Origin of the sequence: Frankia alni ACN14a (assembly GCF_000058485.1) — a bacterium.
In the GTDB taxonomy this organism is placed as follows: Bacteria; Actinomycetota; Actinomycetes; order Frankiales; family Frankiaceae; genus Frankia; species Frankia alni.
The window spans coordinates 6404222-6426263 of the sequence record NC_008278.1 but is presented as its reverse complement, the minus strand read 5'-3'; the positions used below and the strand labels follow the sequence as shown (position 1 = coordinate 6426263).

Sequence of the window (22042 nt, the reverse complement as noted above, 5' to 3'; positions counted from 1 at the left end):
CCCGCGGTCCGCGCGGGCTGAGGCCGGCGTGATGACCCCGCCCGCGCCTGCCGTCGGTCGGTCACCGGCCACGGCGCAGCGCCCCAGGGAGGCGGCGGCGATGACGGATCTGTCAACCCGCTCGACGAATCCGCACGGTACCCGCACGCAGCAGCCGGCCGCCTGTCCCGAGACCGGCGCCGACCGCCCCGCCGACGCCCGTCTCGACGCCGGTGCCCGTCTCGACGCCGACGCCGACGCGAGTGCCGGTGTCGGTGCCGGCGACCGGCGCGGAGCCCGGGATCGGGGCTGGATCATCCGCACCTACGCGGGGCACTCCAGCCCGGCCGAGAGCAACGCGCTGTACCGCCGCAACCTGGCGAAGGGCCAGACCGGCCTGTCGGTGGCCTTCGACCTGCCGACCCAGACGGGCTACGACCCGGATCATCCGCTCGCCCGCGGCGAGGTCGGCCGGGTCGGCGTGCCGATCGCGCACCTCGGCGACATGCGTGCGCTGTTCGACGGCATCCCGCTGGCCCGCACCAACACATCGATGACGATCAACGCCACCGCCATGTGGCTGCTCGCGCTCTACCAGGTCGTCGCGCAGGAGCAGGGCGCCGACCCGGCGGAGCTGGCCGGCACCACGCAGAACGACATCATCAAGGAGTACCTCTCGCGCGGGACGTACGTCTTCCCGCCGGGGCCGTCGCTGCGGCTGGTCACCGACCTGATCGCCTACTCGGTGGCGGAGCTGCCGCGGTGGAACCCGATCAACATCTGCAGCTACCACCTGCAGGAGGCCGGGGCGACCCCGGTGCAGGAGCTCGCGTTCACGATGTGTTCGGCGATCGCCGTCCTCGACGCGGTGGCGGCCACGGGGACGATCCCCCCCGAGCGGATGGGGGAGGTGTGCGCGCGGATCTCGTTCTTCGTCAACGCCGGGGAGCGGTTCGTCGAGGAGATGTGCAAGATGCGGGCGTTCGGGCGACTGTGGGACGACCTGCTGCGCACCCGGTACGCGGTGAGCGACCCGGCGGCCCGCCGGTTCCGCTACGGCGTGCAGGTCAACTCGCTCGGGCTGACCGAGGCCCAGCCGGAGAACAACGTCATCCGGATCGTGCTGGAGACCCTCGGCGTCACCCTGTCGAAGGACGCGCGGTGCCGGGCGCTGCAGCTGCCGGCCTGGAACGAGGCGCTCGGCCTGCCCCGGCCGTGGGACCAGCAGTGGTCGCTGCGCGTCCAGCAGATCCTCGCCCACGAGACCGACCTGCTGGAGTACGACGACCTGTTCACCGGCTCGCCCGTCGTCGAGGAGCGGGTGCGCCGGCTGGTGGCGGACGCGACCGCCGAGATCGACCGGGTCCAGGCGATGGGCGGGGCCGTGGCCGCCGTCGAGAGCGGTTACCTGAAGTCGGCGCTGGTCTCCGCCCAGGCGGGCCGCCGCGCGCGGATCGAGACCGGCGAGGACGTCGTCGTCGGCGTGAACCGGTTCACCGAGACCGAGCCCAGCCCGCTGCTCGCCGAGCTCGACACGGCGATCCAGACGGTCGATCCGGCCGTCGAGCCCGCGGCCCGGGAGTCGCTCGCCGCCTGGCGGGCCGGGCGTGATCCGTCCGCCGTCCGGGAGGCGCTGCTCGGGCTGCGCACCGCCGCCGGCACCGAGGTGAACCTCGTCCCCGCGACGCTGGCCTGCGCGCGGGCGGGCGTCACCACCGGGGAGTGGGCCGACACCCTGCGGGAGGTGTTCGGTGAGTACCGCGCGCCGACCGGGGTGAGCGGCGCCGTCGGGGTCGGCGGCGACACCGGTGCGGGTGCGACCGGGCTCGGGGACCTGCGTGCCCTGGTGGCCCGCACGGGCGCGCAGCTCGGGCGGCCGGTGAAGATGCTCGTCGGCAAGCCCGGCCTCGACGGCCACTCCAACGGCGCGGAGCAGATCGCCGTGCGCGCCCGCGACGCCGGCTTCGAGGTCGTCTACCAGGGGATCCGGCTGACCCCCGGGCAGCTCGTCGCCGCCGCGGTCGAGGAGGACGTGCACGTCGTCGGCCTGTCGGTGCTTTCCGGGGCCCACCTGGACCTGGTGGGCGAGGTGCTCGGCGGGCTGAGGGCAGCCGGCGCCGGGGACATCCCCGTCGTCGTCGGCGGCATCATCCCGTCGGCGGACGCCCGCGAGCTGGCCCGCCTCGGCGTCGCCGCGGTCTTCACGCCCCGGGACTACGAGCTCAACGCCATCATGCGCGGCATCGTGGACGTCGTACGGTCGAGGCATGCCCTCGACCATCCCTGACGCGGCCGACCCCGCCCGGCCCGGCCCGGCGCCGAGCAGCTCGAGCGCCGGTCCGAGCGCCGGCCCGACCCTGGACGACGCCATCGCCCTCGCCACCCGGGTCCACACCGGCCAGATCGACAAGGGCGGCGAGGAGTACATCGGCCACCCGCTGCGCGTCATGGCGACGGTCGCCCGCACCGCCGAGCCGGCCGGCGTGGACCCGCACACCGCCCAGCTCGCCGCCGTCCTGCACGACGTCGTCGAGGACAGCGACACCACGCTCGCGGACCTCACGGCCGCCGGCTACCCCGCGGTCGTCGTCGCCGCCGTCGACGCCCTGTCGCACCGTCCCGACGAGTCGATGCGGGACTACCTGGCCCGCGTCGCCGGCGACCCGCTCGCCGTCGTCGTCAAACACGCGGACATGCAGGACAACTCCGACCCCGTCCGCCTCGGCCGGCTCGCCCCGGACCAGGCCGAACGCCTCGCCACCCGCTACGCCGGCCGCCGCGAGCTCCTCGACGACCTCGTCTCCGCCCGCACCGGCGGCGGTCCCGGCCGCGGGTGAGCACCGGCGGCCACCGGACGGCGGGGCGGTCAGGGGGGTCGCGATAACGTGACGTCATGCGGCTTGTCATCGCTCGGTGCAGTGTCGACTACGTCGGACGGCTCACCGCCCATCTGCCGAGCGCCGTGCGGCTGGTGCTCGTCAAGGCGGACGGGTCGGTGTCGATCCACGCCGACGGGCGGGCCTACAAGCCGCTGAACTGGATGAGCCCGCCGTGTGTCATCGCGGAGGAGTCCGGGGTCTGGCGGGTGACCAACAAGGCCGCCGAGCAGCTCGTCATCACCCTCGAGGAAATCCTCCACGACTCCAGCCACGAGTTGGGCGTCGACCCGGGACTGCGCAAGGACGGCGTCGAGGCGCACCTGCAGGTCCTGCTCGCCGACCGGCCGGACGCGATCGCCCCGGGGCTCACCCTGATCCGCCGCGAGTACGAGACCGGGATCGGGCCGGTCGACCTGCTCTGCCGCGACAGCGACGGTTCCACCGTGGCCGTCGAGATCAAGCGCAAGGGCGAGATCGACGGGGTCGAGCAGCTCACCCGCTACCTCGTCCGGCTGGACGCGGACCCGGCGCTGCCGCATCCGGTGCGCGGCATCCTCGCCGCGCAGTCGATCACGCCGCAGGCCCGCCTGCTGGCCGCCGACCGTGGTCTGGGCTGCGCCGTCGTCGACTACGACGAGCTGCGCGGACTGGAACCCTCCATTCCCACCCTGTTCTGACCGCCCCGCCCAGGACGCGGATATTCCGTTATGGGTCATTGCGGGTTTGGCGGTTTCTCCTCCTACGTCGTTCCTCTCCCAGGCCGTTGAAAAGAGGTTTGCGGCCGGGGATCCCGTCGCCGTGGGCAAGCCCCGACTGATCTCGGGCCGGGTGGTGGAAAGGCTGGGAGAATCGACGGGTCCGCGGTTGCACACCGTGTGGCCCGCGATATCGGGCACATTGTCGTCGGGCCGTCGCGACGACCTTGAGGAGCCTGAGAATGGGCGAAGAAGCCCGGCGGGGAACGCACGCGCACGGCAGGTCGGAAAACGCCTCCCGCACCGGCGGTGAGGGTGCGACGGTGTCGCCGGGTGGGCGCGCCGCCGCCGGCGACGGGAGCGCGCGGTGGCGGCGCGTCGGGGTGGTGGGGCTCGGCACCATGGGGGCCGGGATCGCCGAGGTGCTGGCCGGGTCCGGGCTCGACGTCGTCGGCGTCGAACGGGACACCGACGCGCTGCGCCGGGCCCGCGGGCGGATCGAGCACTCCCTGGAGCGCGCGGCCCGCCATGGCCGGCTGGCCGACGCCGCTCGCGGCGAGCTGCTCGGCCGGCTGAGCCTCGGCACCGAGCTCGCCGCGGTGGCCGACTGCGACCTGGTGATCGAGGCCATCGACGAGCGGCTCGACGCCAAGACGGCCCTGTTCGCCCGGCTCGACGAGGTCTGCCTGCCGGCGACCGTCCTGGCGACGAACACCAGCTCCCTGTCGGTGACGGAGCTCGCCGCGGGCACCGGTCGCTCGGCCCGGGTGCTGGGCATGCACTGGTTCAACCCGGCGCCGGTGATGGGCCTGGTCGAGGTCGTCCGCACGGTGGTGACCGACGCCGACGCCCTGGCCGCCGTCGTCTCGCTGGTGGGCGCGGTCGGCAAGACGGCCGTCGTCGCCGCGGACCGGGCCGGGTTCATCGTCAACGCGCTGCTGTTCGGCTACCTCAACAACGCGGTGCGGATGGTCGAGGCGCGCTTCGCCACCCGGGAGGACGTCGACGCCGCGATGCGGCTCGGCTGCGGTCATCCGATGGGCCCGCTGGCCCTGCTCGACCTCATCGGCCTCGACGCGGCGCACGCCATCCTCGCGTCGATGTACGACCAGACCCGCGATCACCTCCACGCCCCGGCCCCGCTGCTCGGCCAGCTCGTCGCGGCCGGCCTGCTGGGCCGCAAGACCGGCCGCGGCTTCTACACCTATCCGGCGACGGACGCCCCGGACGTGCCGCCCGAGGGCCCCGGCAGGAAGGACCCCGGTGCAGTCGGCGAGCCCGGTGCAGTCGGGGAGCCCGGTGCAGTCGGGGAGTCCGGTGCAGTCGGGGAGTCCGGTGCAGTCGGGGAGCCCGGCGGAGGCGGTGGCGCGGGAACGGCCGCCGCGAGGACACCCGGCGGCCCGGCGACACCCGGCGAGGCTGGGGCGGTCGGCGGGGCGGCGGTGCGGGTTCGGTCGGTGGGGATCGTGGGCAGCGGCACGATGGCGCGGGGCATCGCCGAGGTGCTGGCCCGATCGGGTCATGACGTCATCCTGCGGGCCCGGCGGCCGGACGCCGCCGACGCGGCCCACGACCGGGTGGCGGCGTCGCTGGCGGCGGCGGTCGCGAAGGGCCGGCTGTCCGACGACGACCGCGACGCCGCCCTGGGCCGGCTGCGCGTGACCACCGACCTCGGCGAGCTCGGCGGCTGCGACGTGCTGCTCGAGGCGGTCGTCGAGGACCTGGCGGTCAAGCGGGAGCTGTTCACCGATCTGGACAAGGTCGCCCGGCCCGGCGCCGTGCTGGCGACCACGACGTCCTGTCTGCCGGTCGTCGAGTGCGCCACCGCGACCCGGCGGCCCGAGGCCGTCGTCGGCATGCACTGGTTCAACCCGGCCCAGGTCATGCGCCTGGTCGAGGTGGTGCCCACGGTGCTCACCGGGGCCGGGGCGACGGCGACGGTGACGGCGCTGGCGCGGGCGGCGGGCCGGCACCCGGTGCAGTGCGCCGACCGGGCCGGGTTCATCGTCAACGCGCTGCTGTTCCCCTATCTGAACGACGCCGTGAAGATGCTGCAGGCGAACTACGCCACGATCGAGGACATCGACACGGCGATGACCGTCGGCTGCGGCCATCCGATGGGTCCGTTCGCCCTCGCCGACGTGGTCGGGCTCGACGTCACCCTCGCCATCACCCGCTCGCTGTACGAGCAGTTCCGCGAGCCCGGCTACGCCCCCGCACCGCTGCTGGAGCATCTCGTCCGAGCCCGCTTCCTGGGCCGCAAGACCGGCCGGGGCTTTCACGCGCATGCTCCCCGATAGTCCGGGCGGGGTCGCCGGATGGAGGCGTCCCCGGTAGGGCGTGGCACGCCGTGGGGGCGCCGTCCGTTGACAGGTGACGGCCGGCGCCGCGGTCGCCCGTGGCAGGTGCCGGATGCGGCACTAGGATGTCGCCGGTCGGCGGGAAGTCCTGGTTCGCACAAGAGGAGACGCGACGGCGATGGTCACGCTCGACAAGGACGCCGTGCGGCAGTTCGGTCGGGAGATAACGATGTTTCTCCCCGATCTGGTCATCATGCTGCGGCGGGTCGTCGCCGATCCGCGGGTGCCGCAGTCGGCGAAGGTCGAGGCCGCGGCGGCGCTGGCGTACCTGGTGTCGCCGCGCAACCGGCTGACGAACATGATCCCCGTGGTGGGCCAGCTCGACGACGTCGCCATCGTCGCCTTCGCGTTCCGTCGGCTGGTCGTCGGCGCCGGCGAGCCGATCCTGCGCGAGCACTGGCGGGGCAGCGACCGCGGCTTCCAGGTGCTCATCGGCGCGTCCTCGGCGCTGGCGAGCCCGGCCGGGGCCCTGCGCAAGGCGAAGGTGGCCCGGTCGCTCGTGGCCGCCGGCATCGACCGCGTCCGCGGTGGCGGTGGCGGCGGCGGGGCCGGCGGTGGCGGTCACACGGCGGGAGACCCGGGCCGGGTCGTCGACGGGGAGGTCGTGGACCGGGCCGAGTGGGTCGCCGCGCCGGAGGCGGACGGCGGCCCGGCCGGGGCGCGGCCGCGGCGGGCGCGCTCCTGGGAGCCGGGCAGACGAGGTCGGTGACGCGGCGGGCGCGGCGCCGTCCCACCCGAGGTCGGGACGGGCGCGGGCAGAACGCGCGCGGGCAGAACGGGCGCGGGCAGAACGGGCGCGGGCGGCCGGTCGGGGCGTGGCTGCCCGATCCGGTGGTGGTGCTGCGCGACGGGGAGTGGGTGGTCCGCCCGGTCACCGGGGCGGCGACGGCGAAGGTCTACCGGTGCCCCGGGTGTGACCATGAGATCAACCCGGGCACCGCCCACCTGGTCGTCTGGCCGCCGGAGCGCGTCGAGGACCGCCGGCACTGGCATCGCCCGTGCTGGGATCGCCGCTGCCGGGCGGCGCGCCTGCGGTCGGAGGGTGCCGGCTGAAGGCGCGCCCGCCCGAGTCGGCCGCGCAGGGGAGCAGGCGCGGGTTCAGGCGCTGCGCACGCTGGCGGGCGCGGGCAGCACGGTCGTCTCCGCGCCGATCGCCTTGCGTTCCTCGACCGGCGCGGCCTCGATGGAGGCGATCGAGGCGCTGGCGGCGGTGAGCTTGTCGCGCAGCGCGCCGAGCTGGGCCGTCACCTGCTCGCGCAGGGCGGCGAGCTGGGTGGTGACCTGCTCGCGCTGACGCTCCAGATCGGCCAGCCGGCGCTTCGACTCGTCCTCGGCCGCCGCCGCGGTGGACCGGGCGATCTCGACGATCCGCTCGGCCTCGGCGCGCGCCGTCGAGACGATCGAGGCGGCCTGCTCGTCGGCCTCCCGCAGCGTCTTCTCCCGGGCGGCCTCGGCCTCGGTGACGATCCGGCGGGCCTCCTCGAGCTGGGCGTCGGCCTCGCGGGTCCGCTCGGCGCGGACGGTGGCCGCCTCCTCCTCCGCGAGCTGGAGGATCTGGGTGACCCGGCCGCCGAACTCCTCCCAGGCGGGACGGTTCGCGGCCAGATCGTCGCGCACGCGGGCCGCCTCGGTCGCCGCCTCGGAGGCGGCGGCCTCGGCGGCGGCCCGGTGCGCCTCGGCCTCGCGGAGCTGCTCGACGAGCCAGTTCACGTGGTGGGTGACCTGGTTGGGGTCGTAGCCACGGCGGACCAGATCGAAGGCTGGGGGCCCGTCGGTCTCGCCGGCCATCGGGATGAGATCCGTGTGTTCGGTCATAGGGCCTCAGCATCTCAGACCGTCACTGTGAACGTGACGCCAGCCGGTCATCGGGCCCGTCGCGATTTCCCTGGCTACACGCCACGGAACCGGTTGATTGCAGTCAGGTGGCGGGCGCGGAACTCCTCGTCGCGGACACCCAGCCCCTCGCTGGGGGCCAGGCACAGCACGCCGACCTTGCCCTGATGCATGTTGCGGTGCACGTCGTGGGCGGCCTGCCCCGTCTCGTTGAGCGGGTACACCCGGGAGAGGGTGGGATGGATCATCCCCCGGGCGATGAGGCGATTGGCCTCCCAGGCCTCCCGGTAGTTGGCGAAGTGGGAGCCGACGACGCGCTTGAGGTTCATCCACAGGTACCGGTTGTCGTACTCGTGCAGGAAGCCACTGGTGGAGGCACAGGTCGCGATGGTGCCACCGCGACGGGTCACGTAGACGGAGGCGCCGAAGGTCTCCCGCCCGGGGTGCTCGAGCACGATGTCCGGGTCGTCGCCGCCGGTGAGTTCGCGGATGCGCTGGCCCAGTCGCTTCCATTCGCGCGGATTCTGCGTGCGTTCGTCGCTCCAGAACCGGTAGTCCTCCGCGGCCCGGTCGATGACGAGCTCGGCGCCGAGGGATCGGCAGATCGCCGCCTTCGTCGGCGACGACACGACGCAGACCGGGATCGCCCCGCCGCGCAGCGCGAGCTGGGTGGCGTAGGAGCCCAGTCCCCCGGACGCCCCCCAGACCAGGACGACGTCGCCCTGCTTCATCCGGGCTCCGTTGGCGGAGACGAGCTGGCGGTAGGCGGTGGAGTTGACCAGCCCCGGCGCAGCCGCCTCCGCCCACGTGAGATGGCCCGGTTTGGGCATGAGCTGGTTCGCCTTGACGAGGGCCAGCTCGGCCAGGCCACCGAAGTTCGTCTCGAAACCCCAGATTCGTTGCTCCGGATCCAGCATCGTGTCGTTGTGACCGTCGGCGCGTTCGAGCTCGACCGACAGGCAGTGGGCCACGACCTCGTCCCCCGGGGACCAGACGTGTACGCCGGCTCCTGTCCTCAGCACGACTCCGGCCAGATCGGAACCCACGACGTGGTAAGGCTGGTCATGGCGGGAAGCGAGGGGAGATGTCCGACCGTAGCGTTCGAGGAAGCCGAACGTGGACATCGGTTCGAAGATCGATGTCCAAACCGTGTTGTAGTTCACCGAGGAGGCCATGACCGCCACCAGGGCCTCGCCGGGGCCGACCTCGGGCGTGGGTACCTCGTCGACGTGCAGGGAGCGGCGCGGGTCCTTGTCCTGGGACGGGACGCCGTCGAACATCCCGGTCTCGTCGCGGCGCACGACCACGCCGCGGTAGAACTCCGGAACCGCGAACGCGGCGAACTCCGCTCGGCGTTCGGGGGACGGTGGGGTCTGGGCGAGGATCGCTTCGAGGATGTCCTTCACGATCGGCCTCCGGCGGTGCGTGGTCGAGGGCGGATGACCGGCGCCACAGGCGGGTGGCACAGGCGGGTGGCACAGGCGGGTTGTCGGCGGGCGGGGGACGGGCGGCACGGGCAGTCGGGCGGGCGACACGGGCAGTTGGCGGGGCGGTACACGTAGTCAACCGGCAGGCGGCACAGGTAGTCGACAGGGCGGCAGACGGCGTCGACAGGGCGGCAGAGGTAACCGATGGGTACGGAGACGGGGTCGCGGGATGAGGGGGCTGTCTGTTTGGTGCGCGACGCGATAGAACTTTCGGGACAACTTCGAGTGCTCGGTCCGCGTCCAACGTGGTGTGACCGCGCCCATGACAGTCGTGGAGGGGTGGCGGCCCGTGCCTGCGCGGAGCGACGCCGCCCGTAGCGACGTCGCGCGGGACGCGGACGCCGCCCTGACCGCCTTGTACTCCGAGCACTACCGGTCATTGGTGCGTCTCGCCGCGTTGCTGCTCGACGACGTGGGTCTGTGCGAGGAGGTCGTCCAGGACGCCTACATCCGCGTCCACGGGGCCTGGGGACGCCTGCAGGACCGGGACAAGGCCCTGGCCTACCTTCGGCAGACCGTCGTCAATCTCGCACGTTCCACGCTGCGTCGTCGACTCGTCGCTCTCAAGCATGCCCCCAAGCCCATGCCCGATGCCGCCAGCGCCGAGGAGGGGGCCTACTCTCTCGTCGAGCGAGCCGCCGTCATCCAGGCACTGCGAGAGCTGCCGCGGCGCCAGCGGGAGGCGGTCGTCCTGCGCTACTACGCCGACATGTCCGAGGCGGACGCGGCGGCGGTGATGGGCTGCAGCATCGGCTCCGTCAAGGCCTACACCTCCCGAGGGCTGTCGGCCTTGAGCGGCAAGCTGGAGGGCCTACGGTGAGCGCGTTGGAACCGGACGAGCTCACGCGGCTGCTGACCGAGGCGGTCGAGCCCATCCGGCCGTCCCCGGAGGCCTACCGGCAGATCCGCGCCGGCATCGCCCGCCGGCGCCGCTGGCGCGTCCCCGTGTTCACCGTCGGCGGGATGGTGATGGCGGCGCTCATCGGGCTGGCGGTGGTGGCCATCCGGCCGAGTCCGTCGAACCAGGTCGTCGAGCCGGCCGCGCCGCCGGTTCTGCCGACCATGTTCACCGAGCCGAGCCGGGCGGCGACCGTGCCGTCACTGGGCGGCGGTGGGGGGCACTCCAGCTCCGGCGGTGGCGGTGGGTCCGCCTCGGGCCCAGGCTCGGGCCCGGCCACCCGCACGCAGACGAGCCCGCCGCCGAGCCGGCCGACGACGTCGGCGTCCTCGCCGTCGGTGGCCGCCAGCACGCAGCCGTCCGCGCCGACCGGCACGACCGGCCCGGGCAGCCCGCAGCTGCCCACGCCGGTGGCGAAGCCGGCCGGCCTGAACGACGTCGACGGCGACGGCCAGCCCGACACGGTCGCCGTGGACGGGACGAACCTGCGCGTGCGGTTCTCCCGGGACGGCCAGCAGGCCAGGATCCCCCTCGGCGCCATCGTCACCCCGCTGAACAGCGCGGTCGTCGACATCGACGGCGACGGTTTCGGTGAGCTGCTCGTGCAGACCCAGGTGACCAACGGGACGAAGAACTACGCCCTGTTGCGCTATGTCGGCCTCGGCGAGCTGGTCGCGGTGACGCCGCCGAGCGGCCTGGCCCTCGGTGCCGGCGTCCACGGCAACTCCGGCCTCGGCCTGCGCTGCGCCGACCGGACCCTGCAGATCATCACCGGCACCTCGACCGACGGAGCCCAGTTCAACGTCGTCACCACGACGCTGGGGTTCACCCCCGACGGCCTGAGCGTCCAGGACTCCGCCTCCAGCACGGTGCGGCTGCCGGCGGACCCGTCCCCCTTCGTGGTGGCCTGCGGCGCCCTGTCCTGACCGGGTCGTGACCGGGGCCGGGCGGCGAGGTCTCCCACCCGGCCGCCGCGGGGCGGCCCCGGTCGGGCACGGGGTGCACCGCCGGGCCGGGCACCAGGAACAAGATCACGTTATCGTGGTGTTGCAGGTGCCCGTGGGGTGAGCGCACCGAGCGTGCCGCCGTGACGTCGTCGCGGGGGAACGTCCGGCGCCGGCTCGCGGGGGGACGTCGGTGGAGATCTTCCCAGGAGTGATGAGGAGGCAGCCATGCCTGGTTCCGTGATCGTGGCCGGCGCACGGACACCGATCGGGAAGCTGTCCGGGGCGTTGAAGAGCTTCACCGCGACGGACCTGGGCGGCATCGCGATCAAGGGTGCACTGGAGCGGGCCGGGCTGTCCGGCGACGCGATCCAGTACGTCATCATGGGGCACGTGATCCAGGCCGGCACCGGCCCGATCACCGCCCGGCAGGCGGCCGTCGCCGCCGGCATCCCGATGACGGTGCCCGCGGTCACCGTCAACAAGGTCTGCCTGTCCGGCCTCGACGCGATCGCCCTCGCCGACACCTACATCGCCAGCGGCGAGTTCGACCTGGTCGTCGCCGGGGGGATGGAGTCCATGACCGGGGCGCCGCACCTGCTGCGCTCGATGCGCGCCGGGGTGAAGTACGGCGCGACCGAGGCGCTCGACGCCATCGACCAGGACGCCCTGTTCTGCGCCTTCGACCAGATCTCCATGGGTGCGAGCACCGAGCGTTACAACGGTGCGCTGAACATCTCCCGCGCCGAGCAGGACTCCTTCGCCGCCCGGTCGCACCAGCGGGCCGCGGCCGCCGCCAAGAACGGCCTGTTCGACAACGAGATCGTCCCCGTCTCGGTGCCGCAGCGCCGCGGCGAGCCGCTCGTCGTCAGCCAGGACGAGGGCGTGCGGGCCGACACCTCCGCCGAGGTGCTCGGCAAGCTGCGCCCCGCGTTCGGCAAGGACGGCACGATCACCGCCGGGTCGGCGTCGCAGATCTCCGACGGGGCGGCCGCGGTCATCGTGGCCAGCCGGGCCAAGGCGGAGGAGCTCGGCCTGCCGATCCTCGCCGAGGTCGGCCACCACGGTTTCGTCGCCGGCCCCGACACCTCCCTGCAGTCGCAGCCGTCCAACGCCATCCTCGCCGCGCTGGCCAAGGAGGGGCTCACTCCCGCCGACCTCGACCTCGTCGAGATCAACGAGGCGTTCGCCGCCGTCTCCATCCAGTCCATGCGCGACCTCGGGATCAGCTCCGACATCGTCAACGTCAACGGCGGGGCGATCGCCATCGGCCACCCGCTCGGCGCCTCGGGCGCCCGCATCGCCCTGACCCTGCTCAACGAGCTGGCCCGGCGCGGCGGCGGGATCGGCGCGGCCGGCCTGTGCGGCGGCGGCGGCCAGGGCGATGCCCTGATCCTGCGCGTCCCGGCGGCGTGACCGCGGGCTCCGCCGCGGGTGCCGACCGCGAGCGGGGTCTGCCCGACCGCGATCGTGACCCGGCCGCGGCCGGGCTGCCCGGCGCGGGGTCGGCCAGGACGGGGTCGGCCGGGACGAGGTCGGCCGGGACGAGGTCGGCCGGGACGAGGTCGGTCGGCGCGGAGTCGGCCGGAGCGGAGCCGTCGGCCGAGGCGGAGCTGGCGGCGGCCGTCGGCGGGGACCGGCGGGCGTTGGCGCGGCTGCTCTCGGCGGTGGAGAACACTCCTCGGCGGTGGCCTGAGATCGGCGCGGCGCTGGTCGGGCACGTCGGCGGCGCGCAGACCGTCGGCCTGACCGGCGCCCCGGGAGTCGGCAAGTCGACGACCGTCACCGCGCTGGTGCGGGCCTACCGCCGCGCCGGGCGCCGGGTGGGGGTGCTCGCGGTCGACCCGTCCTCGCCGTACTCCGGCGGCGCGCTGCTCGGCGACCGGGTGCGGATGAGCGAGCACGCCGGTGACCCCGGGGTGTTCATCCGCTCCCTGGCCAGCCGCGGGCGCCTCGGTGGGCTGGCGGCCGCGACGGCGCAGGCCCTGCGGGTCCTCGACGCGGCCGGGTTCGACGTCATCCTCGTCGAGACCGTCGGCGTCGGCCAGGCGGAGATCGACATCGCCGCGCTCGCCGACACGACCTGCGTCCTGCTCGCGCCCGACGCGGGCGACGACGTGCAGGCGGTCAAGGCGGGCCTGCTGGAGGTCGCGGACGTCCTCGTCGTCAACAAGGCGGACCGGCCGGGCGCGGCCCGCACCGCCGCCGACCTGACCGCGATGACCCGGATGCGGGTCGGTGCCCGGCAACCGGTGGTGGTGCGTGTCGCCGCGACCCTGGGCGAGGGCGTCGACGAGCTCGTCACGTGTATCGCCGCGCACCGACGGGATCTCGCCGCGACCGGTGAACTCGACCGTCGCCGCCTGGCCCGGGCCGCCGACGAGATCCGGGGGCTGGCCCTGACCGCGCTGCGCGACCGCCTGGCCGCCCCGCCGCACGACGAGCGCCTGGCGGAGCTTGCCCACCACGTCCTCGCCGGTGCCGCCGACCCCTGGTCGGCCGCCGAGCGCCTCCTCGCCGACCTCACGCCGGCGCAGCCGGCCCCGTCCCGCTGACGGTCAGGCCGCCCCCCATCCTGCGACCCCGGCACGCCGGCGCACCGGGCCCGCCGCCGAGCCTCGGCACGCCGCTGCGACCCGTGGGAGAGGATCCGTCGATGAGCCGCCTCGACGACCCGACGACGTCCGCCGACGACCTGATCGACACCCTCGGCCTTGAACCCCACCCGGAGGGCGGCTGGTACCGCCAGACCTGGGCCAGCCCCGACCTCGTCACGGCGCACGGCGGGCAGCGGCCCGCGATGACGTCCATCCTGTTCCTGCTGCGCCCGGGCGAGGTGTCCCGGTGGCATCGGGTGGCCTCGGCCGAGATCTGGCTCTGGCAGGGCGGCGGCGTCCTCGAGCTCACCTTCGGCGGCACGGCCCGTCGACCGTCGCCGGGCCCCGCAGGCCTGCTCGGGCCGCACGCGGCGGCCGGCGAGGTGCCGCAGCTCGTCGTCCCGGCGGGGCAGTGGCAGACGGCCGCGCCGCGCGACGGGCGGCACGTTCTCGTCGGCTGTGTCGTCGCGCCCGGCTTCGACTGGGCCGACTTCGAACTCCTCGCCGACTAGCCAGGGCGTGCCGGTTGCGGTGCGTTGTGTACGGTCTGGGCCCGCCGACTGTACAGACCGCACCGCAGTCGGTCCCACCCCCGCGGGTGACGCAGCGGCGCGGCGGGGGCGGGTCAGCGGGGGGCGGTCATCGCGGCGGTGAGGGCGGTCGCGGCGGCGACGAGGCTCGCCGGGTCCAGCGGGAGGGCGAGGATGTCGACGGCTCCGGCGCGGCGCAGCATGGTGCGCTCGCGGGGGTCGGTGTCCTCCGTCAGGACGAACGCCGGGGTGCCGGCCGTGGCGGGGTCCGCCGCGAGCTGGGCGAGCAGCTCGGGCGCGGTCGCGTCGGGCAGGTCGCGGTCGAGGAGGATGAACGCCGGCCGCGCGCGGCGCACCGCGTCGACCGCGAGGGCCGCCCGCGGCACGGTGACCGGATCGGCGGCCAGGCTCTCGGTGAGGGTCTCCGCCACGGCCGTCCGCACGGCCGGATCGCCGCTGACGTGCACGACCCGTAGGCCGCCGGGCGCCGCCCGCCGCCCGAGCCCGCCGCCACCGGCGGGGGAGACGCCCGCGTGCCGCCCGCCTGGAGCACCCTCGGCGCTGCCGGCATGGCGGGCCCGCCCATTGCCGGCGTCGCCATAGGCGATGTTGTCGTGGTCCGTTCCGCCGTAGCCGGCGCGTCCATGACCCCCGTCGCCGTATCCGGATGCGCGGCCCATCTCGCCGTAGCCGTAGCCGTAGCCGTGGCCGTTGCGTTCGTGGCCGGCTTCGCCGTAGCCGGCGCGTCCGTGGCCCGTGTCGCGGTAGCCGTGGCCACGGAGGTGATCGCCGAAGCCGTCGTCGTCGGCGTCGGGGTCCTCGAAGCGCATGTCGACGGCGTCGAGCACGATGGCGAACACGCTGCCGACCCCGTAGCGGCTGGCGACGGTCAACACCCCGCCCATCGCGGTGACCAGGGCGTGGGAGAGGGCGAGCCCCAGCCCGCTGCCCTCGATCCCGCTGCGTTCGGCGCCGAGGCGTTCGAAGGGGCGGAACAACCGGTCGATCGCCCGTGGGGACAGGCCCGCGCCGTCGTCCTCGACCTCGATGCGGATGCGGGAGCCCGTGATCGGCACGATGCCGACCCGCACGCTGCCGCCCTCGCGGCCGTACTTCAGGGCGTTGCCGACGAGGTTGAGCAGTACCTGCCACAGCCGGCGGCGGTCCGCGTCGGCGACGAGCGGCACGGCCGGGTCGATCACACGGCGGATGCTGCGCTGCGCGGCGAGCGGCTCGACCAGCTCCACCACGCCCTGGACGATGTCGAGGACGTTGACCGGGCCCTTGTTGATGTCACCGCGGCCCGCGCGCAGCCGGGCCAGGTCCAGCACGTCGTCGATGAGGGCCTGCATGTGCCGGCCGCCGGTGATGATCCGCTCGACGTCGTCGTGCAGGTCGGGGGTGAGCGGCTCCAGCTCCAGGAGCTGGGCGAAGCCGAGCATCGCGTTGAGCGGGGTGCGCAGCTCGTGGCCCAGGCGGGCGATCAGCTCGTCCTTGGCCCTGGAGTCGTTCTCGGCGATCTCGCGGGCACGCTGGTCGGACGTGTCGCGGGCGAGCAGGACCAGGCCGCCGTCCGGATCGCGCCGGATGGTCACGTGGTGCGGCACGGTCGTCCCGGCGGCGTCGACCAGACCCACGGAGCCGCGCCACTGCCCGGACTGCGCCAGGGCGGCCGTCACGGCCTCGCCGAGCGCGGCGCGGAACGCCGGGTCGACCACCTCGACGAGGTCCCGCAGTTGCGGGTCACGGGGGATCCGGTCACCGAGGAAGGCGCGAGCCGCGGCGCCCATGTCGGTGACATGGCCGTCCGCGCCGACGACCACAGCAAGGTCCGTCAGCGCGTCGAGCAGTGTGCGTGGCCCCACCTACGCCTCGTCATCCGTCTTCTTCCACCCCACGGCGGGCAATGGTAGGGCGTGCCGTCAGAGCCCGTTGTCCCGGGTTTGCGTAACCGCCCACATGAGGGTCGATCGCGCAACTTTTCGTGACAAGTCGCTAGCTTACCGACCCATCCGTTTTGTCAACGTAGCAGGCGCGTGGCGCAGCGTCGGAGCGATGGTCGGCGCGGCGTCGGCGTGGTAGGTCTGACGCATGCTGGTTGCCTTCAGTGTCACGCCCATCGGAACCGGCGAGGGTGTCGCCGAGCTGGTCGCCGAGGCGGTCCGCATCGTGCGCGCGAGCGGCCTGCCGCACGAGACCAACGCCATGTTCACCACGATCGAGGGCGAGTGGGACGAGGTGATGGACGTCGTGCACCGGGCCACCCAGGCCGTGGGCGCCCGCGCCGGCCGGGTCAGCCTCGTGCTCAAGGCCGACCTGCGCCCCGGCGTCAGCGACGCCCTGCACGGCAAGGTGGCGAGCATCGACCGGCTGCTCGCCGGGGACCCCGCGGGCGGCGTCGTGGGGGACCACGCCGGGGACGATGCAGGCTGACCCGGGCCGTCGGGCGGCGGCGCGGACGACGGGCTGGCGAAAAGTCATCCGCCGGCAGGGCCGTCCGCCCACCCGGATGTCACGATGGAGGCATGCAACGTAGGCCACCAGTCCCATCCGGACCGCCGCGGGGTGCGGGAGGCCCGGGACGACCCGGGCGCCTGCCCGACAGTCTCGGCGGTCTGCGCCTCGCCGGCGCCGTCCCCCTGGACCCGAAGCCGGCCACCCCGCCCCCGCCCGCGAGTGCCGGGCCCGCCGCAGCCGCCGTGAACGGTGCCGCCCCCGCCGCCGGTGACGCGCCCGCCGGCCCTGTGGTCATCGACGTCACCGAGGCGAGCTTCGCCACCGACGTCGTCAGCCGATCGATGCAGGTGCCGGTCGTGCTCGATTTCTGGGCGTCCTGGTGCGGCCCGTGCAAGCAGCTCAGCCCGGTGCTGGAGAAGCTGGCTCTGGCCGACGGCGGCCGCTGGATCCTCGCCAAGATCGACGTCGACGCCAACCCGGGCCTCGCCCAGGCGGCGGGGGTGCAGGGCATCCCGGCGGTGAAGGCCGTCGTCGGCGGGCGGATCATCGGCGAGTTCACCGGCGCCGTCCCCGAGCGCGAGGTGCGCAACTGGCTCGACCAGCTGCTGTCCCTCGTCGACGAGGCGATGGGCGGGATGCCCGGTGCGGCGGCCGGCGATGCCGCGCGGGATCCGCACCTGGCCGCGGCCGAGGACGCGCTGGCCCGCGGCGACATCGACACGGCGGTCGAGTCCTACCGGGTCCGCCTCGCCGAGGCGCCGGCGGATCCGGAGGCGCTCACCGGCCTGGCCCGCGCCGAGCTGCTGCGCCGGGTGCGCGACCACGACCCGGCGGACATCCGCAGGCGGCTCGCGGCCGATCCCGACGACGTCGACGCCGCGATCGCAGCGGCGGACCTGGGCATCGCGCAGGGCGACGTGGCCGGTGCGCTCGCCGGTCTCGTCGAGGTCGTGCGGCGTACCTCCGGCCCGCAGCGAGAGCAGGCCCGCGCCCACCTCGTCGACCTGTTCCAGGCCCTCGGCGACGCCGAACCCGCCGTCGCCCCCGCCCGCCGATCCCTGGCCGCGGCCCTGTTCTGACCGCGGCCAGTGGCGCGGGCGACCCGTCCGCGGGCTCCGGCTCCGGCTCCGCCGACGAGAGACCGACCCGGTCAGGCCCTCAGGCCGGGGAACCGGGGGAGTCGGCGGTGCCGGGGTCGTAGCGGAACCAGACGGTGCCCAGCGGCGGCAGCGTGACGGTCGCGGAGGCGGGCAGGCCGTGGTGGGACTCCTCGACGGCCTGCACGGCGCCGAAGTTGCCGACGTTGCCGCCGCCGTAGCGCTGCCCGTCCGAGTTGAGCACCTCCCGCCAGCGGCCGGGGAAGGGCAGGCCGAGACGGTAGCCGTGGTGGCCGATGCCGGCGAAGTTCGTGACGCAGGCCAGGACCCCGCCGTCCGCCACCTCCGCACCCGCCGCGTTCACGCCCGCCGCCGGGTCGCCGCCGGCGGAGGTCCCGTCCGACCAGCGCAGGAACGAGAACACGTTGTTGGCGGTGTCGTTGGCATCGATCCAGGAGAAGCCGGTCGGGTCGCTGTCCCGGCGGTACAGCGCCGGGGTGCACCGGTACAGCTCGTTGAGGTCCGCGACCAGGGCGGCCACGCCCCGGTGCGGCGGGTCGGTCAGCAGCGGCCAGTCGAGCGAGCCGGCCTCGTTCCACTCGTTGTCCTGGCCGAACTCGCAGCCCATGAACAGCAGCTTCTTGCCGGGATGCGCCCACATGTAGGCGTAGAGCGCGCGCAGGTTGGCCAGCTGCTCCCACCGGTTGCCCGGCATCTTGCGCAACAGCGACCCCTTGCCGTGGACGACCTCGTCGTGGCTGAACGGCAGGACGAAGTTCTCCGAGTAGGCGTAGACCATCGAGAACGTCATCTGGTGGTGGTGGTAGCTGCGGTGCACCGGCTGGCGGGAGTTGTAGTCCAGCGTGTCGTGCATCCAGCCCATGTTCCACTTGAAGCCGAAGCCCAGCCCCCCGAGATGGGTGGGACGCGTGACGCCCGGCCAGGCCGTCGACTCCTCGGCGATCATCATGGCGCCCGGGAAGCGCCGGTAGACCGTCGCGTTGGTCTCCTGCAGGAACGCCACCGCCTCGAGGTTTTCCCGGCCGCCGTGGACGTTGGGCAGCCAGGCGCCGTCGGGGCGGGAGTAGTCGAGGTAGAGCATCGAGGCCACGGCGTCGACCCGCAGGCCGTCGATGTGGAACTCCTCGAACCAGTACAGCGCGTTGGCGACGAGGAAGTTGCGCACCTCGTTGCGGCCGACGTCGAAGACGTAGGTCCCCCAGTCGGGCTGCTCGCCGCGGCGCGGGTCGGGGTGCTCGTACAGCGGCGTGCCGTCGAAGCGGCCCAGCGCCCAGGAGTCCCGGGGGAAGTGCGCCGGCACCCAGTCGACGATCACGCCGATGCCGGCGTTGTGCAGCGTGTCGACGAGGTGGCGGAACTCGTCCGGGCTGCCGAAGCGCGCCGTCGGCGCGTAGTACGCCGACACCTGGTAGCCCCAGGAGCCGCCGAACGGGTGCTCGGCGACGGGCAGCATCTCCACGTGCGTGAAGCCGTTGGCCAGGACGTAGGCGGTGAGCTGGTCGGCGAGCTCGCGGTAGGACAGCCCGCGCCGCCACGAGCCCAGGTGGACCTCGTAGACGCTGATCGGCTCGGCATGCCAGGCGGTGCGGGCGCGCCGGTCGATCCAGTCCTGGTCGTCCCACGTGTAGTCCGAGTGGGTGACGACGCTCGCGGTGGCGGGCGGGACCTCGGTGCGGAAGGCCATCGGGTCGGCCTTCTGCCGCCACACCCCGTCGAAGCCGAGGATCTCGTACTTGTACCGAAGCCCGACGCCCGCGCCGGGCACGAACAGCTCCCACACGCCGCTGTGGCCCAGCGAGCGCATGGGGAACGCCCGGCCGTCCCAGAAGTCGAAGTCGCCGACCAGGCGCACCCCGCGCGCCGACGGTGCCCACACGGCGAAGCTCACCCCGGTGACGGTCGTGCCGCCCGGGGTCGTCAGCTCACGCAGGTGCGCCCCGAGGACCTTCCAGAGCTCCTCGTGGCGGCCCTCGCTGATCAGGTGCAGGTCCATCTCGCCGAGGGTCGGCAGGTGCCGGTACGGGTCGTCGACGACGTGGGAGCCGTGCGGGTAGGCCACCTCGACGCGGTAGTCGGGCAGGATCGCCGGCAGCGCCACGGCGAACACGCCGCCGCTGTGGAGTCGGGCCGCCGGGTGGCGGGCCTCGCCGACGAGGACGGTCACGGCGCTCGCGTCGGGACGCAGCACCCGCACGACGGTCACGTCCCCGGCCGGGTGCGCCCCGAGCAGGGCGTGCGGGTCGTGGTGGGTGCCGTTGACGAGCCGTTCGAGGTCCTCGCGCGGCAGGCCGAGTGGCACGGCCGGCGCCGGCGCGGCGGTGCCGGGCAAGTCGGCCACATCACCGGCGGCGATGGTGCCGGTGCTGGCAGCGGTGCCGGTGCCGGTAGCGATGCCGGAGCCGGCAGCGGTGCCGGTGCCGGGGGACGTCGGCGGCCCGGTAGCCGCCGCGGGATCGCCCGAGGTCGGCTGATCGCCGGCCGCCGCCGGCGCATCGGTCGCCGAGGTGTCCAGGTCGGGCAGGCGCCCCGGTATCCGGTCGGCCAGGGCCACCCGGCTCGCGCGATCGCGGGCCGGGGCGCTCGCCGGATCGGCGTCAGGTCGACCGGTGCTCTGCCCGGCGCCGCGGTGCCCCGTCCGCGCCGTGCCGTTGTTGACGTCGCCGCTGTTCACTGGGACACCCCTGCCTCTCTCCGCGATGGGGACGATGGTCCGGCGCACCGGCGGGTCGCTCCGCCCGCGCCCGCTCATCCGGCCGGTGGATGGGTCGCGGCCGGTGGATGGGTCGCGGCCGTCGGATGGGTCGCCGCCGGTGGTTGGGTAGCCGCCGGTGGTTGGGCGGCCGCCGGTGGATGGGTCTGCGTGAGCTGCTCCACCGAGGCCATCGGGATGCCGATCCACCCCGGCCGGTGGCGCGCCTCGTACAGCACCTCGTAGACCGCCTTGTCGAGCTCGAACGCGCGCAGCATCGCGGTGTCGTCGCGCGGGTCACGACCGGCCGCGGCGCCGTACCCGCGGCAGAACGCCTCCCGGTTGCGGTCGGCCCACTCCTGCGCCCGGTAGACCAGCGCGGGCTCGTCGCCCCGCTCCAGCAGCATGGAGCGGGCCGCGTAGTCGAACGAGCGCAGCATCCCGGCGACGTCGCGCAGCGGCGACTCCAGCCCCACCCGCTCGGCGACCGGGCGGGCCGGCTCGCCCTCGAAGTCGAACAGCACCCAGCCCGAGTCGACCCGCAGCACCTGGCCGAGATGCAGGTCGCCGTGCAGGCGCTGGAACGGCCGGGGATGGACGACCGCCGGCGCCGCGCCGGTCAGCTCGTCGTAGGACTTGCGCACGGCGGCCTCGAAGGGCCGCAGCTCGGCGACGGCCTCGACGGCGGCGTCGAGGCGGCCGTGCAGGTACGTCACCAGGGCGCGCAGCGCGTCGGCGGTGGGCTGGCGCGTCGGCAGCGCCCGGGCCAGGTCCGCGTGCACCTCGGCGGTGGCCGCGCCGAGCCGCTCCGCCTCCGCGGCGAAGTCCCCGCCGACCTCGTCGGCGTGCAGGTCGGCCTCGGCGTAGAGGTCGCGCACGCTGGCCAGCGCCAGCCGCCAGCCCTCGGTCCCGCTGCGCAGGTACTCCTGGAGGAAGCCGAGCGTGGTCGGTTGTCCCTCGACCTCGCCGGAGAACCAGGCGACCGGGGCGGCGACGTGCGCGCTGCCGACCTCGGCGAGGGCCCGGGTGACCTCCAGGTCGGGGTTGAGGCCCGGCCAGAGCCGGCGGAAGACCTTCAGGATGTAGGCGTCGCCGTAGATGATCGAGGTGTTGGACTGTTCTGCGCCGACGGCGTGCGCGGGCAGGTCGTCCAGCGTCCGCGTCGCCTCGGCGACGAGGTCGTCGCGGCGCGCCGAGCGGCCGAGGAACTGCAGCAGGGCGGCGCTGCCGTCGGGGTCGTGCAGCCCGTCGTACACCAGCCCGCCGGCGCACTCGCCGATCAGGAAGCCGTCGTGGCCGAAGGGGGCGTCGGCGCGGACCACCAGCGGTACCTGGTAGTGGTCCGGCGGCCCGTGGTCGTAGTCCACGTCGACGACGAGCAGCCGCAGCGGCTCGAAGACGGTCGTGTCCCGGCGGATCCGGATCCGCCCGGCGCCGCGGCCCTTGCCGGCGAACCAGCGCTGTCGGGGAAGCCAGTCGGTCAGCAGGCCGGTCAGTTCGGCGTGGTGGTCACCCATCCTCGACCTCCCGATGCCTGTGCTCGACGATCATCGTGTGCACCTAACGTCGAATGTCC

18 protein-coding genes are annotated in these 22042 nt (G+C 74.2%); 13 read left to right on the top strand and 5 right to left on the bottom strand.

Annotation, left to right across the window (positions count from 1 at the left end):
- The first annotated feature begins 100 nt into the window (after positions 1-100).
- The 6 genes from FRAAL_RS25780 (at position 101) to FRAAL_RS25755 (ending at position 6966) form a co-directional block, all read left to right on the top strand.
- Positions 101-2266 (top strand): ethylmalonyl-CoA mutase, encoded by a 2166-nt coding sequence (locus FRAAL_RS25780; RefSeq protein ID WP_157892221.1) that lies wholly within the window; start codon positions 101-103, stop codon positions 2264-2266.
- A complete protein-coding gene (locus FRAAL_RS25775) occupies positions 2247-2816 on the top strand; it encodes an HD domain-containing protein (protein WP_011606980.1) in 570 nt (189 codons plus the stop codon). The genes FRAAL_RS25780 and FRAAL_RS25775 overlap by 20 nt, the downstream gene beginning before the upstream one ends.
- A gap of 56 nt (positions 2817-2872) precedes the next feature.
- Positions 2873-3535, top strand: coding sequence for an endonuclease NucS (gene nucS / locus FRAAL_RS25770; protein ID WP_011606979.1), 663 nt, complete (start codon positions 2873-2875; stop codon positions 3533-3535).
- Positions 3536-3795: 260 nt separating this feature from the next.
- Entirely contained in the window at positions 3796-5853 is a 2058-nt protein-coding gene (locus FRAAL_RS25765; protein ID WP_083866923.1) for a 3-hydroxyacyl-CoA dehydrogenase family protein, read from the top strand.
- A 178-nt stretch (positions 5854-6031) separates the two neighbouring features.
- On the top strand, positions 6032-6622 hold the full coding sequence (locus FRAAL_RS25760) for a YkvA family protein (RefSeq protein WP_011606977.1): 591 nt from the start codon (positions 6032-6034) through the stop codon (positions 6620-6622).
- Positions 6619-6966, top strand: a complete 348-nt coding sequence (locus FRAAL_RS25755) for an Rv1322 family protein (RefSeq protein ID WP_011606976.1) — start codon at positions 6619-6621, stop codon at positions 6964-6966. The genes FRAAL_RS25760 and FRAAL_RS25755 overlap by 4 nt, the downstream gene beginning before the upstream one ends.
- Positions 6967-7011: 45 nt before the next feature.
- On the opposite strand, the gene FRAAL_RS25750 is transcribed toward FRAAL_RS25755, so the two are convergent.
- Both FRAAL_RS25750 and ccrA read right to left on the bottom strand, forming a co-directional pair.
- Complete coding sequence (locus FRAAL_RS25750) at positions 7012-7728, bottom strand: F0F1 ATP synthase subunit B family protein (protein ID WP_011606975.1); 717 nt, start codon at positions 7726-7728, stop codon at positions 7012-7014.
- A gap of 74 nt (positions 7729-7802) precedes the next feature.
- On the bottom strand, positions 7803-9152 hold the full coding sequence (gene ccrA / locus FRAAL_RS25745) for a crotonyl-CoA carboxylase/reductase (RefSeq protein WP_011606974.1): 1350 nt from the start codon (positions 9150-9152) through the stop codon (positions 7803-7805).
- A gap of 343 nt (positions 9153-9495) precedes the next feature.
- On the opposite strand from ccrA, the gene FRAAL_RS25740 reads away from it, so the two are divergent.
- The 5 genes from FRAAL_RS25740 (at position 9496) to FRAAL_RS25720 (ending at position 14184) form a co-directional block, all read left to right on the top strand.
- Positions 9496-10053 carry a SigE family RNA polymerase sigma factor gene (locus FRAAL_RS25740; RefSeq protein ID WP_009742232.1) on the top strand — a complete coding sequence of 186 codons (558 nt, stop codon included), beginning with the start codon at positions 9496-9498 and terminating at the stop codon, positions 10051-10053.
- Positions 10050-11057: an FG-GAP repeat domain-containing protein gene (locus FRAAL_RS25735; RefSeq protein ID WP_041939781.1), complete on the top strand. Its 1008-nt coding sequence runs from the start codon at positions 10050-10052 to the stop codon at positions 11055-11057. The genes FRAAL_RS25740 and FRAAL_RS25735 overlap by 4 nt, the downstream gene beginning before the upstream one ends.
- 246 nt (positions 11058-11303) lie before the next feature.
- On the top strand, positions 11304-12491 hold the full coding sequence (locus FRAAL_RS25730) for an acetyl-CoA C-acetyltransferase (protein WP_011606971.1): 1188 nt from the start codon (positions 11304-11306) through the stop codon (positions 12489-12491).
- A complete protein-coding gene (gene meaB / locus FRAAL_RS25725) occupies positions 12488-13630 on the top strand; it encodes a methylmalonyl Co-A mutase-associated GTPase MeaB (protein WP_157892220.1) in 1143 nt (380 codons plus the stop codon). Before FRAAL_RS25730 ends, meaB begins: the two co-directional genes overlap by 4 nt.
- Before the next feature lie 101 nt (positions 13631-13731).
- Positions 13732-14184: a cupin domain-containing protein gene (locus FRAAL_RS25720; RefSeq protein ID WP_050997254.1), complete on the top strand. Its 453-nt coding sequence runs from the start codon at positions 13732-13734 to the stop codon at positions 14182-14184.
- A gap of 113 nt (positions 14185-14297) precedes the next feature.
- Here the strand turns inward: FRAAL_RS25720 and FRAAL_RS25715 are convergent, their stop codons facing one another.
- Positions 14298-16067, bottom strand: a complete 1770-nt coding sequence (locus FRAAL_RS25715) for a hybrid sensor histidine kinase/response regulator (protein ID WP_011606968.1) — start codon at positions 16065-16067, stop codon at positions 14298-14300.
- A gap of 226 nt (positions 16068-16293) precedes the next feature.
- Between FRAAL_RS25715 and FRAAL_RS25710 the strand changes: the two genes are divergently transcribed.
- Together FRAAL_RS25710 and FRAAL_RS25705 are read left to right on the top strand one after the other, a co-directional pair.
- Complete coding sequence (locus FRAAL_RS25710; RefSeq protein WP_011606966.1) at positions 16294-16635, top strand: MTH1187 family thiamine-binding protein; 342 nt, start codon at positions 16294-16296, stop codon at positions 16633-16635.
- 92 nt (positions 16636-16727) lie between these two features.
- Complete coding sequence (locus tag FRAAL_RS25705; protein ID WP_372666017.1) at positions 16728-17738, top strand: tetratricopeptide repeat protein; 1011 nt, start codon at positions 16728-16730, stop codon at positions 17736-17738.
- Between the two features lie 79 nt (positions 17739-17817).
- Here FRAAL_RS25705 and glgB read toward each other — a convergent pair whose 3' ends face one another.
- Both glgB and FRAAL_RS25695 read right to left on the bottom strand, forming a co-directional pair.
- Positions 17818-20448 carry a 1,4-alpha-glucan branching protein GlgB gene (glgB, locus tag FRAAL_RS25700; protein WP_050997253.1) on the bottom strand — a complete coding sequence of 877 codons (2631 nt, stop codon included), beginning with the start codon at positions 20446-20448 and terminating at the stop codon, positions 17818-17820.
- Positions 20449-20522: 74 nt separating this feature from the next.
- Positions 20523-21983 carry a maltokinase N-terminal cap-like domain-containing protein gene (locus FRAAL_RS25695; protein WP_011606962.1) on the bottom strand — a complete coding sequence of 487 codons (1461 nt, stop codon included), beginning with the start codon at positions 21981-21983 and terminating at the stop codon, positions 20523-20525.
- Between the last annotated feature and the right edge of the window lie 59 nt (positions 21984-22042).